The sequence below is a fragment of the Coleofasciculus sp. genome (assembly GCF_046565525.1).
GTDB lineage: Bacteria > Cyanobacteriota > Cyanobacteriia > Cyanobacteriales > Coleofasciculaceae > Coleofasciculus.
On record NZ_JBKHUP010000033.1, the window covers coordinates 1 to 14,954 of the forward strand.

Consider the following 14,954-nt stretch of genomic DNA (forward strand, 5'->3'; position numbering starts at 1 on the left):
CCTCTATTCTTCCGGCATCCCGCTATCCCTCCTCACCCTACGAGAGTTGAGGGTGAGGACTCCCGCGAATACGTTGAGGATTGGGGAAGTGCGAGAGTTTTGTGTAGGGGCTCTTTTCACTGTTATCGTTTCTTATCTCACCCCGATGGGACTAAATCCGCCCTCCCTTATCCCCCCTGTCTCCCTTGTTTTCTTTGTCTACCTCATCTGTCTCATCTAAACCCATGAAGTATCCTATTCGCCTATTCGGAATAACTCTTAGTCTGATACTGCTTGGATGTTCGGCTTCCGGCTCAAAGAATGTCGCCGATGGAACACCATTGAAGTCCGGCGAACGGCTTCCAGAACCGCCATCCCTCTCCTCGTCACCTCCCAATTCCGGTCAGATGTTACCCATTAGCGCTCAAACTCAGATCGGTGATCAGCAGATTTTACTCGAAGTCGCTAGAACACCTGGACAACAGCAGATTGGATTAATGTATCGCACGGCTTTAGCACCAAACCGAGGGATGTTGTTTCCCTTGAATCCGCCGCGACCTGCTACGTTTTGGATGAAGAATGTGAAAATCCCCTTGGATATGATCTTTTTGCGAGATGGCGAAGTCAAAGCGATCGCGGCAAATGTTCCCCCCTGCATCACGACTCCCTGTCCTACCTATGGTCCGGGGGTTCTGGTTGACCAAGTGATTGAACTTGCCGGTGGACGAGCCGCTCAACTGGGTCTCAAGGTGGGCGATCGCATCACAATCACCATCCTAGAGGATGAGATTAATCCATCGCCAGAATCTTAAATTTTGATTAACATCATTGAGAAAATAAATAAACGATGTAAAGATTTTTCTACGAAATTACGTTAACATTTCGTAAGATAGATTTCTAATCTAAGACCATTGACGACGAGGTAGTAACCTGCATTAGTGGTGGATACCCATCAAAGCGACCAAGTACGGGTGTAGTCTGGAACAGCCTTTTAGTGGTGTGAGGTGAGGCAAGGCGAAACAGTACACAAAGAGTCGATGGGGGGTGAGGGTTCAAACAATACCTGGTCAGTACATCCTGTGAGTTGTCAACTCGATCAATCAACATCTTAGATGGTCAGTGATCTAGGACACAAGCAGTGCCGGATTAACCTATCACAATAAGCAAAGAACCCTCAGCTAGTAGACAGTATTAAATGTGTCTACCCATTGCTAAAAGAGGCAGGACGCTGATTCCACAATAGATCCGATAAGGAGGTGAATAGCAGTTATGGCACCTGCAACCTATTCTGAATTTTTACGATTTCTGCAAGAGGAATTGGCAATTTCCACCGATTCCATTGCGATCGCTCAACGGCGTCGGGAACAAGACCCAGGACCATTACCGATGATTCTGTGGCAGTACGGTTTAGTCACATTGCAGCAATTAGACCAAATCTATGACTGGCTGGAAACAGTCTGAAATTAAAACAATCGGTCAGGAGCATATAGTAATGTCTAAGTGCTTACGCTTTGGGAATAATCCATTCAAGTCTAAACCGTTCAATTTCATACAATGTTATCCATTGACCATTGATTCCTCTACAAGAAAGAGCGGGTCGCTAGTTGACCCGCTCTTTTTTGGCGTCTTTAGTGTATTTCGTTTATGGCTTAGCCTAAGATTGAGTCAAGACGCGAGCCGCCGCTGACACTCCTGCTCCTGGTGTCATAGACTCATAACCCAACTCTCGCAGCGTCGCTTCTAGCGCCCCAATCGCCGCCAGAATATCGCGATCGCAAACAAAGCCTAAGTGACCAATGCGAAATATTTTGCCTTTCAAGTGATCCTGTCCCCCAGCTAGGGAAATATCAAAGCGCTTTTTCATCACGCCCCGAATTTGTTCGGCTTCAATCGACACAGGCGCCACAGCCGTTACCGCTGGACTGGCGGCGATATCCGGAGCAAATAGGGGAAGGGAAAGCGCCTCAATCGCCGCCCGAGTTGCTTGCATCAGGCGTTGATGACGGGCAAAAATATTATCTAACCCTTCAGCTTGCATCATTTGCAACGCTGTTTGCAGTCCCACCACTAAATTGACTGGGGGGGTAAACGGATTGCTATTCTTTTTTGCCGCTTTACGATACACACCCAAATCTAAATAAAAGCGAGGCAGTTTGGCTGTCTCATAAGCTTGCCAAGCTTTATCCGAGACACAGACAAACCCTAATCCAGGGGGAACCATATAGCCTTTTTGGGCACCTGAGGCTACCACATCAATCCCCCACTGATCAATCGGTAAACTGACAGCGCCTAAGCTGGTTACCGCGTCTACAATAATTAGAGCTTGACCGTGTTCTTTGACGTAACGATTAATCGTTTCCAGGTCGTTGAGTACACCTGTGGAGGTTTCTGAGTGGGTGACAATAACGGCTTTGATTGTCTTATCCGTATCCGCCACCAGCTTTTGGCGAAACTGTTCCGGATCGAGGGGTTGACCCCACGGTGCCGTAATCGTCTCCACCTCTAGACCGAACGCTGCACTCATCTTTGCCCAGCGATCGCCAAATTTACCATTAGTTCCGACCAAAACGCGATCGCCAGGACTCAAAAAATTAATAATCCCGGCTTCCATAGCACCCGTACCACTCACCGTTAACACCAAAACATCGTTCTGAGTTTGGTGCAACCATTTTAGGTTTTGGGTCACCTCTGCCATAATGGCGCTAAATTCCCCACTGCGATGCCCAATGGGATGCTTGGCTAACGCCAGCAATACCTGTTCGGGCACCGGTGTTGGTCCGGGAATCATCAGCATCAACTTATTATCCATGAGCGTTATCCTCAATCGTTGAGTATCACATAATTCAGAATGACACCACTATCTCATGACTGAGTTTTGGTTTCCGAATCTAGAGGAAAACCATTATCCGATGATTTTGACTCAACGTTGACATTATTGAGTGACCAACGGTACTCAACGGGTAAGTTGAGGCGCCCACAGGTTTGTTCTAGTTGTTTCTGCTGGGCTAATGCTTTGCGTAGAGTGGCAATCAACTGATGCACCTGTTCTCGAATCATCGGGTTTTGATTCGTGGCAAAGGCAGTATGACGCTCTAGCATCTGTAGTAGCAGTTCGTAGTGAATATATGACGGAAGGGGTATTGGCTCCATGAAACCTGGCTTACCTTAAATGGACGAATTGCGATTAATCTTCACGTTCGACAAGCGTATCGGATGATCTGACCTGCTCTGTGACAAATCAACAGGCAAGGACGATTGATTACACAGAACTCACGAACTTGGCAATAGATTGGTGATGGCTTGGGCTGGATCAGGTTGTTTAACCAATGATTCACCAATTAGTACAGCGGTAGCACCCGCCGATGCGACCTGCTCTAAATCGGCTTTTTTTTGCACTCCTGACTCACTGACAATCAGAATACCGCGTTCTTTGAGCTGCTGACCTCGCGCTGCCAGAAGTTGGCAGGTTGTTTGGAGATCAACTGAGAAATCTGCCAAGTTGCGGTTGTTTATACCTACTAGGGTAACGCCATCTACCAATAACACGCGGTCTAATTCATCCAGGGTATGCACTTCGATAAGAGGGGTCATGGATAACCCATTGGCAATTTTGACAAAGTAGCGTAGGTCTTGATCCGACAAGATCGCCGCAATCAGCAAAACCGCATCAGCACCGTGACTCCGAGCCAGATAGAGTTGATAGGGATAAATGATGAACTCTTTACACAGAATTGGCAAGTTGACCTGAGCCCTAACTTGGCTGAGATTCTCCCAACTCCCTTGAAAGAACTTTTGATCAGTCAGCACAGATATGGCAGAAGCACCACCTTGTTCATAAGAACGGGCAATCGCCACGGGGTCAAACGCTTCCCGAATTACGCCTTTACTGGGAGATGCCTTTTTTACTTCAGCAATTAATGCCGGACGAGTCTTTGCCCCTAATAACGCCGCTTTAAAGTCACGCGGCGGTGGTGCCGATTCTATCTGTTTCCGGAGTTCAGCTAAGGGTAGCCGTTCCCGCATCCGGTCAACTTCTGTTTCTTTATGCCAGACAATTTCTTCCAGAATATGGCGCGGCTGGGCGTCTGGGAGAACGACTTGATAGCGCAGGATATTCAGGTCAACCGCCGGATTGGGTGGACGGCGGCGAATTGGTAGTTGGTCATTTGTCATTCGTCGTTGGTCATTGGTCATTGGTCAAGAGTTAACAACAGGCAAAAAAGCACATACTTTAAAGTTTACAGCCCTGGAACCGTGGAGTCCTCTGCCTTCTTGTACTACGTTATTTGTTCTTGATCACAATAGGTTTAATGACTGGCAACGGCTCGCTTGTAGGCTTCATCGAGGACTTCTGACAATGTGGGATGGGCATGGACTAAGTATGCCAGAGTATTTACAGACTGTCGTTGGGCGATGGCGTTTGAGGCTTCGTGAATTAAATCAGAGGCGTGGATGCCCAAGATGTGAACACCAAGGATTTCACCGCTATCTTTACGATAGATAACTTTGGCAATGCCATCCGACTCTCCTTGTGCGATCGCTTTGGAATTTCCTTTAAAATACGTCCTCACTGAGGCAACTTCAAATCCCTCTTTTTCTCCGAGTTCCTTGGCGGCGGGTTCAGTCAGTCCCACGTAACTAATTTCTGGATGGGTAAAGGCGGCGGCGGGGATGCTGCGATAGTCAATGGTACGATGACGCCCACAGATATTTTCCACGGCGACAACCCCTTGAGCTGATGCCGCATGTGCCAGCATGAGTTTACCTGTGGCGTCACCAATTGCCCACAGATGGGGAATGGCTTCGTCACCGGATAAAACTGCCATTTGATCATTGATGGGGATGAATCCTCGGCGATCTGTTTCCACACCTACTGATTCTAAGCCTAAATCCTTGCTCACGGGAATCCGTCCCGTGGCGACTAAGCAAGCATCAACTTCTAGGACATCCACAACTTCCTTGGTTTTGGCATCCGCCAGTTCAATTACAACGGGTGAACCGGGAGTCACTTTTTGTGCCAGAATGCCGGAATAGGTTTCAATATCGCGGGGAGAAATCAGCACCCGGGTGGCTAGTTTGGCAATATCTGGGTCAAATGTGGGCATTAACTGGTCGAGGGCTTCAATCATGGTGATTTCCGACCCTAGGGCTGTATAGATGTCAGCAAACTCTAAACCAATATAACCACTGCCAATAATTGCCACCCATTGGGGTAACCATTCGAGCTTTAGGGCGTCGTCGCTGGTGAATACGGTTTTCCCGTCGAGTTCAATACCGGGGGGGACGAAGGGAACGGAACCTGTACAGAGGATAATGTCTTTGGCGGTAACAGTTTTTTCGCCACTGTCTGTCGTCACCGTTACTTTTTGTTGTCCAGCCACCCGACCCCAACCGGGAATGATATCAACATTTAAGCGTTTGAGGCTGTTGGTGAGATCGCCGCGAATCTTACTCACCAGGGTATTCGCATGGTTTGCGATCGCGTCTCGGTCAAAGTTTACGCCACCCACCTGAATTCCCAGGGATTTCAGATGATGGGTATTGCGTAACTCCCGTACTCGCCCTGATGCGGCTAATAGGGCTTTTGACGGGATACAACCGCGATTTACACAAGTACCGCCCATTTGGGAGGCTTCAATGATGGCGGTTTTCAATCCGCAACTGACAGCATGTATTGCCGCGCCATGCCCACCGACACCAGCACCGATAATCACTAAATCGTAATCAAATTCTTGACTCACATCCATTTCCGTTACATAAAACTTACACAAATCTACCAATACCCGGTAGAACCTGCCGTTTACTTCTTGCTTCACTCGCTTCAGTGTCGGCACTAAACCAGTCTACAGGCTCTCCCCCACCAGTACGGGCTTGGTAACCAAGCCCCTACGGCGGCTTGCTCCACATTGAACGATGCGTTTAATGTCGGTCGCGCGCGATCGCACTCTCGCCCCAAAGTTGTCACACCGGAAAACCCGCTTAGATATTTATCCTACAGCCAAAAGGGTTGTCTCTCCCGACAAATCCACTCAAAAGATTTTTCGGGAAATATCTAGAAATTACCTGTAAATCAAGCTCTAATCGTTAGCCCCTAAAAGACTATACCATAGGATCAAACGGTAAGGGTGCTAGTTTCTCCGACATAGGCTAATGAGTAGCGTTCATCTCCATAAACACTAGCTTTAGGAAATCAACTATTATGCGCGAACCTCAGCAAAATCATCGAAATGAAGCAGCTAAAGCCTTTGTGGAATCCCTTGACCAACTTGAGAATCTCTTGGGGCACCCATCCCCTCCTCCCCAATCGCCATCCCGTCGTTCTTCATCGAAAGCCCCTACTCCTCAATCAAAATCCTCCCAGTCAGACGATGACATTTTCGATCTGGATCTTCTCGAAGAAGCTGCGGCTGATCTCGATGCATTTTTTGGCGACACTGAGTTACCAGAGGATGAATAGGAAGACAACAGAGCCGAGATGCCAAAGTGCAGGGGGAGATGGTTGAGATGAAGGAGATGGGGGAGTTAACTTAAAACTCACGCGCCATGCCCTACCCGTTGGCGCAGCGCTTCATAGACGATTAAAGCCGCCGCGATCGCAACATTTAAAGATTCTACATCCTGACTGAGGGGAATTTGCACCGATTTATCAGCGAGTGCGGCTAACTCAGGGCGCAGTCCCGCCGCCTCATTGCCCAGTAGAATCAAGCTAGGACAGCGCCAGTCTATTTCCCAGTAACTCAATGTCGCCTTGGGTAGAGTTGCCACAACTTGTACCCCTTGATCCTGACTTTGCCTAACCACCTGACTTAGATTAGCATTGCTACTCATGGGCAGACGAAACCATTGACCCGCTGAAGCCCGTAATACTTTGGGATTCTCTAAGTCTACACTGTCTCGACTCAGCCATAAACCATCAACACCTGCGGCGGTTGCGGTACGAATGATGGTTCCCAAGTTTCCCGGATCTTGCAGGGTCTGTAAAACTAAACCGAGGGAACAGGGAATCTGAGGAGGGACGAGGGATGAAGACTTTGCGGTTACCACCACGCCATCTGGCTGAACAGTTGTCGCCATCGCCTTGAGCACAGAGGGTTCAACAATTTCAACGCGCTGACACTGAGGTGTGGCGTCTTGCCAAAGTTGCGGATGAGTTTGCTGCCAATCTGGTGTACAACAAAGGGTGACTAGGGGATAATTGACCGCACAAGCTTCTGCCAACAGGTGGGTTCCCTCTAACAGCAGAAGTTGCTCCTCCCGCCGCCCTTTGGCTGTGTGCAGTTTCCGAATTGCCTTAACTAGAGGATTCTTGCTACTTGTCAGCATTATCAAGTTCAAGGTCAGCGTAGAGACGTAGCATGCTACGTCTCTACAATCTTCGATGCGGAACCCGGGACTTGAACCCGGAAGTTCTTGCGAACACTAGAACCTGAATCTAGCGCGTCTACCAATTCCGCCAGTTCCGCTTCTTTCCATGCAGTTTTCCATTATGCGACTATACTGACGCCTTTGTCAACTAATTTTTTTTTTGCGGATTTTCGGCATCGGACAAGGTAAAATTCAATGCTGGTTGATTCACCAGTTTGGGAAGCAAATCTAGACATTTGCCCTGTTTCAGGTAGAATCAAAACCAAATTTTAAAAAATGCCAAGATTTCACCGATTCTGGAGGATAGACCTATCAACCACTCTCTTAATCTGACAGATACTGGATCTGTACCCAAGGGGAACCCATCCGTTCTAGAGATTTGGGGCAGTTCGTCCCTCAAAGGACATGTGACCATTAGTGGCGCGAAGAACTCGGCATTGGCAATTATGGCAGGGGCGCTGCTGTGTCCTCAAGATTGCCGACTGCGTAATGTGCCTTCCTTGGTAGACATAGCGCGGATGGGTCAGGTGCTGACGGCTTTGGGTGTTAAACTAAACCATCATGGGGATATATTGGATATCGATGCGCGTCACCTGGAACAGTCAAAAGCGCCCTACGAGGTAGTTAATCAGCTTCGAGCCAGTTTCTTTGTGATTGGTTCTCTGCTGGCACGATTGGGCGCGGCTCAAGTTCCTTTACCGGGTGGCTGTGCCATCGGCGCTAGACCTGTCGATCTCCATGTTAGGGGATTGCAAGCCCTAGGTGCTGAGGTGCAGATTGAGCATGGTATGGTTAATGCCTATGTGAGGGGGAATGGGCGGCAGCGGTTAAAAGGGGCAAAATTTTATCTCGACTATCCCAGCGTGGGAGCAACGGAAACCCTGATGATGGCAGCGACATTGGCTTCAGGGGAAACGATCTTAGAAAATGCTGCCCAAGAACCAGAAGTGGTGGACTTGGCAAAGTTTTGTAACGCCATGGGTGCCAAGATTCGGGGGGCGGGGACAAACACGATTATCATTTCTGGCGTTCCCAGTTTACATTCGGTAGACTACTCAATTATTCCCGATCGCATCGAAACGGGTACGTTTTTAGTGGCTGGAGCAATTACCCAGTCAGAACTCACTCTTTCCCCGGTTGTACCGGAACATATTACCGCCGCGATCGCGAAACTCCAAAACATTGGCATGAGAGTGATTCAGGAAGCCCCTGACTGTCTACGGATTGTCCCAACAGGGATAATTCGCGCTACGGATATTGAAACCTTACCCTATCCAGGATTTCCCACGGATATGCAAGCCCCATTCATGGCACTATTAACGCTGAGTGATGGGGATAGTGTGATTACCGAAACCGTGTTTGAAAATCGCTTAGGTCATGTCCCCGAACTCAATCGCATGGGGGCAGATATTCGGATTAAAGGCAATAATGCGATTGTACGTGGTGTGCCTCTGTTATCAGGCGCCCCTGTCGTTGCGACTGACTTACGCGCATCCGCCGCACTGGTATTAGCCGCCCTAGCCGCCGATGGTAAAACCACGATTCAGGGACTGCATCATTTAGACAGAGGGTATGAGAAGCTAGAGGCGAAGTTAAAGAAACTTGGCGCACGATTACAACGGGTGTCGGATAACTCACCGCTAAAAGACTCCTCAGCAACCCAAAGTCCAGTTAAAACACTGTGACGCTCAAAAATCTTTGTGGCTGATATCCGTCGCTTTAATCCTAGACGTTGACATCCTCCCCACTCTGCTTGCGAACTGAGACTCTATGCGGTATTCAACGGTTTAAATTGTCGTTTGTCCGGCAATCCCTAACAGAGCAGCGATAGCTAGGTTAGGGTTGTTGAACTGTAGAGCGGAACGTTACTATCAGGTAACAATATCGGCTAACGCGGGTTTGACTGTTGGATAGCGATAGTTAAAACCACAGCTAGTCGTCCGCTTAGGTAACACATTTTGACCTTCGAGAACAACTTTAGCCCCCTCTCCCAGTAATGCTTCTATAGCAATGCTGGGAACGGGTAACCAGGAGGGACGGTTTAGCACATCCCCCAGGGTTTGACAAAATTCCGACATCCGCACGGGGTTGGGTGCTGTAGCATTGAATACCCCTTCCATGTCGTTGCGGGTGAGTGCGTCGATAATCAAGTTCACGAGGTCATCTCGGTGTATCCAAGAGAACCACTGACGCCCACTCCCAATCGGACCCCCAGCAAAGAGTTTAAATGGGGGTAGCATTTTTGCCAGTGCGCCACCATCGCCAAGAACGATGCCAAACCGGAGGATAACCAACCGAACGTCAGCATCTTTCACCTTTTCGGCTTCAGCTTCCCAATCCTGACAGACTTGAGCGAGGAAATCGTCTCCAGGGGGACTGGTTTCAGTGTATGTTGCTGTTTCGCTAGTCCCGTAATAGCCAATAGCCGAGGCATTCACTAATACGCTAGGTTTGGGTTGAGCTTTCGCGATCGCGTCTACAATTTGCCGGGTTCCCAGTTGGCGGCTATTGAGAATCGCCTGCTTACGTTCCGGTGTCCAACGATTCTCACCGATGGGTTCTCCCGCCAAGTTCACCACCCCATCGCAAGACGCGATCGCGTCTTGCCAAGCTCCGGATTCGGTGGGAGTATAACCCACAATCTCTAAATTGGGAAACAGCCTAGTCGCTTTGGCTCGGTTTCGGGTTAAAATTAAGGGTTGATGCCCTTTCTCAAGCAGACGCTTGACTAAGCGAGAGCCAATAAATCCAGTGGCTCCAGTAATAGCGATTTTCACGATTAAGTTACTCTGCTCCCTGTCCTTGTTTTGTGTCATCGTAAGCCATATCATTGGCTTCGGCATAGCGGTGCATAAAGCGCATGAAACGATCCCAGTGCTCTTGCTGTTCGATGTCAAATTCGCAGTCTACCCGCTTCAAATCATCGCCTTCCGGACCACTGAATATAAATTTAACCGATGATGGCTCAACACTAATTTGCCCTTCTTCATCGATTAAGAGCAAGGCGTTAGCGAATCGCTTGGTATAACTCTGGAATTTTTCTATCGCTTTTAAGGAATCGAAACTCATTAATACTGAACGCACGCCCGAACTCCGATTTCGTCTCAAGCTAACATTGCTCAGTTCTTCAGGAAGTCCTTCAAAAAATTGAATCGATGGCGTTTGGGAAGTCATTTTAAATTGCAAATACTATATTATTCAGTATACAAAACTTTATGCCTCTCACAGAAGAGATCCCCGACTTCTTCAAGAAGTCAGGGATCTCAGGCTCACGAGAAATGACTCAAAACTACACGGCTTGCGGTTGCACTTGCGGCTGGAATTGGAACAGCGAGTACACCACATTGCGACGGATGTCAATCATCATCTCCAAGAAAGTTTCATACCCTTCTTGCTTATACTCAATCAGTGGGTCTTTCTGCCCATACCCCCGTAACCCGACAGACTCGCGCAAAGCATCCATCGATTGCAAATGCTCCCGCCACAGGGTATCAATCTGCTGCAAGATGAAGAACCGTTCAGCTTGTCGCATCAATCCCGGTTGAATCTGATCGATTTGGGCTTCTTTAATGTCATAGGCTTTACGGACTTCTTCATGCAAAAAGGTTTTAATCTCCGTAACTGTCATATCATCCAGATGCTCTGGCTGGAGATCTTGCAGCAAATAGACAAACTCTTGTACCTTTGACACTAAGCTGGCTAAATCCCATTCTTCTGGTGGCAAATCGGGGTTGACATAAGCATCTACAATATCATCCATGGTCTTCTCCGCATACTGGATGACTTGTTCTTTGAGATCTAATCCTTCTAAAACCCGACGACGTTCCGCATAAATTGCCCGCCGCTGATTATTCATCACCTCGTCATATTCAAACACCTGTTTCCGGGTGTCATAGTAGAAGGTTTCAACTTTTTTCTGTGCCCCTTCTAAGGAACGAGTCAGCATTCCAGATTCGATGGGCATATCTTCCTCAACCCGGAACATATTCATCATCCCCGCCACGCGATCGCCCCCAAAAATCCGCAGCAAGTTATCTTCTAAGCTGAGGAAAAACTTCGTCGAACCTGGGTCACCTTGGCGTCCCGCCCGTCCCCGCAGTTGGTTATCAATCCGGCGAGATTCGTGGCGTTCAGTACCAATCACATGCAATCCGCCGATGCTAATCACCTCATCATGTTCTTTATGGGTAAAGGCTTCGTATTCCTTTCGCACCGCCCGACAAACCTCCCGCAGCTTTTGAATCACCGGGTCATCAGTGGGGGCATTTTCCGCCGCGATCGCCACTTTTTCTTCCGCTTCCAATTCCGGTAGACTGCGTTCCCCATACTGCTGCACCGCAAACTTCACCGCCTCAATCAGCTTTTGTTCCGTACTTTGAGACAACTGAGTCGGGAAAATCTGGGGACTCACCTTCCAAGTTTTCACCTTTTTCCCTGGCGCAAACCCTTGGGCTTGGGAGCGTTTTCCGCTACCGGATGCCATAGCCGCAAAAGAATCTTCTTCTTCGGGAATGACAATCTGGGGCATGAAATATTCTCGCACTTTCAGCCGCGACATGTAGTCAGCGTTACCGCCTAAGATAATATCGGTTCCGCGTCCTGCCATGTTTGTCGCAATTGTCACAGCCCCTTTACGACCCGCTTGTGCGACAATTTCTGATTCCCGTTCCACGTTCTCCGGTCGAGCATTGAGCAGATTATGGGGAACTTCTAATTGGCTTAACAAACTCGAAAGCACTTCTGATTTTTCCACACTGGTTGTACCCACCAAGACTGGGCGTCCTTGCTCATGCATTTCAGCGCATTCTCGGGCAACTGCTTTCCATTTGGCTTCCTCAGTTTTATACACTACATCCGACATATCCCGCCGCCCGGGGGGCTTATTGGTGGGGATAATCGTGACTTGTAGGTTATAGATTTTTTCAAATTCGGCTTCTTCTGTTTTCGCGGTTCCCGTCATCCCGGCTAGCTTGGGATAGAGCAAAAAGAAGTTTTGATAGGTAATCGTAGCTAGGGTTTGGGTTTCTTTTTGGATTTCGACGCCTTCTTTTGCCTCAATCGCCTGGTGCAGTCCATCACTCCAACGGCGTCCCTGTAAGACTCGTCCGGTAAACTCATCGACGATGACCACTTCGTCGTTACGCACGATGTAGTTTACGTCATTGGTAAATAGTTCCTTTGCCTTAATCGCATTGAAGATATAATGTGCCCAAGGATTTTCCGGGTCATACAAATCCTCAACCTCTAGGAGTTTCTCTGCCTGGATGAAGCCTTCATCGGTGAGGATCACATTACGAGCTTTTTCATCGACCTCATAATGCTCCTCTGGCTGAAGCATCTTAGCGATTTGAGCCGCTTTCATATAGTTCTGGGTGGGGCGTTCCACCTGCCCAGAAATAATCAGAGGGGTGCGGGCTTCGTCAATGAGTACGGAGTCTACTTCGTCAATGATGCAGTAATTAAAGGGACGCTGCACCACCTCATTCATCGATGTTGCCATATTGTCCCGCAAGTAGTCGAAGCCCAACTCGCTGTTTGTGGCATAAGTAATATCACAGGCGTAATTGCGCTGTCGTTCCGCAGGACCCATACCCGACTGAATCAGTCCCACCGTTAATCCGAGGAAACGGTGTACCTGTCCCATCCATTCCGCGTCCCGACGGGCTAGGTAATCGTTGACGGTAACAATATGTACACCTTTACCTGAGAGTGCATTGAGATAAGCCGGTAGGGTGGATACCAGGGTTTTCCCCTCACCCGTTTTCATCTCCGCGATTTCTCCCCGGTGCAGCACCACGCCACCTAATAGCTGCACATCAAAATGGCGCATTCCCAGAACCCGCCGTGCTGCTTCCCGCACTACTGCAAAGGCTTCGGGTAGGAGATCCTCAAGTAACTCTTCTCGCTCACGATCCGTTGTTGCTTTTTCAAGCTGCTGCTTAAATTCTGCGGTTTTCCCTTGGAGTTGCTCATCGGAGAGCGATCGGATATCTTCTTCGAGAACGTTGATATCGGCAACGAACGGTTGGTATCTTTTAAGTTTGCGGGTATTTGGATCGCCAAGTAAGTTTTTTAACATAGCAGGAGAGGGATACGTCTAATCGCGCTTGGTCTAGGGTTAAGGTTAGACACTCAAGACTAAGGGCATGAATAGGGGAGGGAAGGGTTCACAGGCAATCTTGCACGAGTCCCAGTGACTAACGGCTAACCCATGATAAACCACCGCTTAGGGCGGCATTTTTATGATCATCCTACCATTTTTGCTCGGATTGAGGGGGTACGGGGATCTCGAACAATGCTGGTGGATACTCTTGTCCCGTGGGCAGGATGCTAATCCTATAATAAGATGGTGTTTTGGCAAAAATTGGATTTACCCCCTATTATCGCCCCAATAAGCTATTGATTTTACTTAAGAAACATCACGGATAAGGCTTCAGAATATTTTTGACCGTATGTCGTTCTTTTAATGATATAAGATATAAATATTTTTTGTAAATATGTAATCAATACCGAAAGTATTAACCACACCAAAAAACGTTCAATTGCTTGTGATTTAATGTTAATTATTCTAAAAATAGCTCCTCCATGATAAATTAATAGAATATGCCACAAATAGATCCATAGTGACGAAGAACTAATAAAAAGTATAATTTTTTTGATCTGATCTATCTGATTCTTATGATAATTTAATTTATTCCATAGATTCAAGCAAAAGTCAACAAATAAATATATTAAAGTTGACATGAATATACCATAAGACACATAGTAAAGTCTCGGCGGGAACTTGGCAATATAGGTTGAAACAAAAGATCCTGCGTCACTATAATAATTTAATCCTAAAATAAGATACACAATACCAGCGAAAATAGAAATTAATAAAATTGAGCTATTTTTCATCCTTGCCATTATCATCCCCAGTCCGAATAAACAGCCATAAGGAATTAAATAAAAACAAATTTGCTGCCAAAATACAAAGAGGAATAATCTGCCGTAAATGAAATCAAGAATAGGATTAGCGATGCCCGTATCTTCTACATTTAACTTTAGGATAAAACTAGCCAATACTTCATAAGCGCCATAAATAATTGCCAAAGACATCAAAAACAATAGCCGACTTGACAAAGCTTGCTTAAATTTTAATAAAAGTGGAGAAACAATGGCGACTAAGACAAAGACACGAATAATCCAAACATATCCAATACTGATATAATTTAACAAAAAAAAGCTTCCTATTATTTCTTTTAAAGTAAAAGGAAATACCTGATTTTCATCTTGAGCCAAAGTGACTAGATATGTAAAAATAAAAAATACTACAAGAAAAAACCATACTGGAATAATTAATCGAGGAATTCTTTTTCTCAGGTAAGTGATGAATGAATATTGTTTATCACCAGAAGAATGATAAAAAACACTTCCTGAGATGATAACCATGAGTGGAACATCAAAGTTTCGGAGTTCTTGTACGACCATTTCAATGGAATTTTGACTATTTCCATAAATTGCATGGGCAGCAAAAATTCCGATAATGCCAATAACCTTAAGAATATCAAATCGGATATCTCTACTATTGTTCGGTTTTACTTGCATAAAACTAATGCTGTTTTTAATTG

13 protein-coding genes and 1 tRNA gene are annotated in these 14,954 nt (G+C 47.1%); 4 read left to right on the forward strand and 10 right to left on the reverse strand.

Going from position 1 to position 14,954, the window contains the following annotated elements:
* The first annotated feature begins 224 nt into the window (after positions 1–224).
* On the forward strand, positions 225–791 hold the full coding sequence (locus tag ACLGGO_RS13665) for a DUF192 domain-containing protein (RefSeq protein ID WP_446419728.1): 567 nt from the start codon (positions 225–227) through the stop codon (positions 789–791).
* Between the two features lie 457 nt (positions 792–1,248).
* On the forward strand, positions 1,249–1,440 hold the full coding sequence (locus ACLGGO_RS13670) for a DUF2949 domain-containing protein (RefSeq protein ID WP_006100242.1): 192 nt from the start codon (positions 1,249–1,251) through the stop codon (positions 1,438–1,440).
* 193 nt (positions 1,441–1,633) lie between these two features.
* Here ACLGGO_RS13670 and ACLGGO_RS13675 read toward each other — a convergent pair whose 3' ends face one another.
* The 4 genes from ACLGGO_RS13675 to lpdA all read right to left on the reverse strand — a co-directional run bounded on the left by ACLGGO_RS13675 (position 1,634) and on the right by lpdA (position 5,720).
* Positions 1,634–2,788: a pyridoxal-phosphate-dependent aminotransferase family protein gene (locus ACLGGO_RS13675; protein WP_446419729.1), complete on the reverse strand. Its 1,155-nt coding sequence runs from the start codon at positions 2,786–2,788 to the stop codon at positions 1,634–1,636.
* Between the two features lie 53 nt (positions 2,789–2,841).
* Positions 2,842–3,129: a DUF5340 domain-containing protein gene (locus tag ACLGGO_RS13680; RefSeq protein WP_446337502.1), complete on the reverse strand. Its 288-nt coding sequence runs from the start codon at positions 3,127–3,129 to the stop codon at positions 2,842–2,844.
* A 120-nt stretch (positions 3,130–3,249) separates the two neighbouring features.
* Positions 3,250–4,152 (reverse strand): indole-3-glycerol phosphate synthase TrpC, encoded by a 903-nt coding sequence (gene trpC / locus ACLGGO_RS13685; protein WP_446419730.1) that lies wholly within the window; start codon positions 4,150–4,152, stop codon positions 3,250–3,252.
* 134 nt (positions 4,153–4,286) lie between these two features.
* Positions 4,287–5,720 carry a dihydrolipoyl dehydrogenase gene (gene lpdA, locus ACLGGO_RS13690; protein ID WP_446337554.1) on the reverse strand — a complete coding sequence of 478 codons (1,434 nt, stop codon included), beginning with the start codon at positions 5,718–5,720 and terminating at the stop codon, positions 4,287–4,289.
* Positions 5,721–6,178: 458 nt separating this feature from the next.
* Here lpdA and ACLGGO_RS13695 point away from each other — a divergent pair, with 458 nt between their 5' ends.
* Entirely contained in the window at positions 6,179–6,436 is a 258-nt protein-coding gene (locus tag ACLGGO_RS13695) for a hypothetical protein (protein WP_446365869.1), read from the forward strand.
* 77 nt (positions 6,437–6,513) lie between these two features.
* Here ACLGGO_RS13695 and ACLGGO_RS13700 read toward each other — a convergent pair whose 3' ends face one another.
* Positions 6,514–7,302: a TrmH family RNA methyltransferase gene (locus ACLGGO_RS13700; protein ID WP_446337505.1), complete on the reverse strand. Its 789-nt coding sequence runs from the start codon at positions 7,300–7,302 to the stop codon at positions 6,514–6,516.
* Between the two features lie 56 nt (positions 7,303–7,358).
* Positions 7,359–7,442: transfer RNA gene (locus tag ACLGGO_RS13705), tRNA-Leu, on the reverse strand.
* 198 nt (positions 7,443–7,640) lie between these two features.
* Here ACLGGO_RS13705 and murA point away from each other — a divergent pair.
* A complete protein-coding gene (murA, locus tag ACLGGO_RS13710; protein ID WP_446337555.1) occupies positions 7,641–9,029 on the forward strand; it encodes a UDP-N-acetylglucosamine 1-carboxyvinyltransferase in 1,389 nt (462 codons plus the stop codon).
* Between the two features lie 186 nt (positions 9,030–9,215).
* Here the strand turns inward: murA and thyD are convergent, their stop codons facing one another.
* The 4 genes from thyD to ACLGGO_RS13730 form a co-directional block, all read right to left on the reverse strand.
* Positions 9,216–10,121, reverse strand: a complete 906-nt coding sequence (gene thyD / locus ACLGGO_RS13715) for a thylakoid membrane protein ThyD (RefSeq protein ID WP_446419731.1) — start codon at positions 10,119–10,121, stop codon at positions 9,216–9,218.
* Between the two features lie 7 nt (positions 10,122–10,128).
* The gene (gene psb28 / locus ACLGGO_RS13720; protein WP_446419732.1) at positions 10,129–10,518 is read right to left on the reverse strand and encodes a photosystem II reaction center protein Psb28; all 390 of its coding nucleotides are present in this window, start codon (positions 10,516–10,518) and stop codon (positions 10,129–10,131) included.
* Positions 10,519–10,633: 115 nt separating this feature from the next.
* Entirely contained in the window at positions 10,634–13,423 is a 2,790-nt protein-coding gene (gene secA, locus ACLGGO_RS13725; RefSeq protein WP_446419733.1) for a preprotein translocase subunit SecA, read from the reverse strand.
* A gap of 326 nt (positions 13,424–13,749) precedes the next feature.
* A complete protein-coding gene (locus ACLGGO_RS13730; protein ID WP_446419734.1) occupies positions 13,750–14,931 on the reverse strand; it encodes an acyltransferase family protein in 1,182 nt (393 codons plus the stop codon).
* Positions 14,932–14,954: the final 23 nt, after the last annotated feature.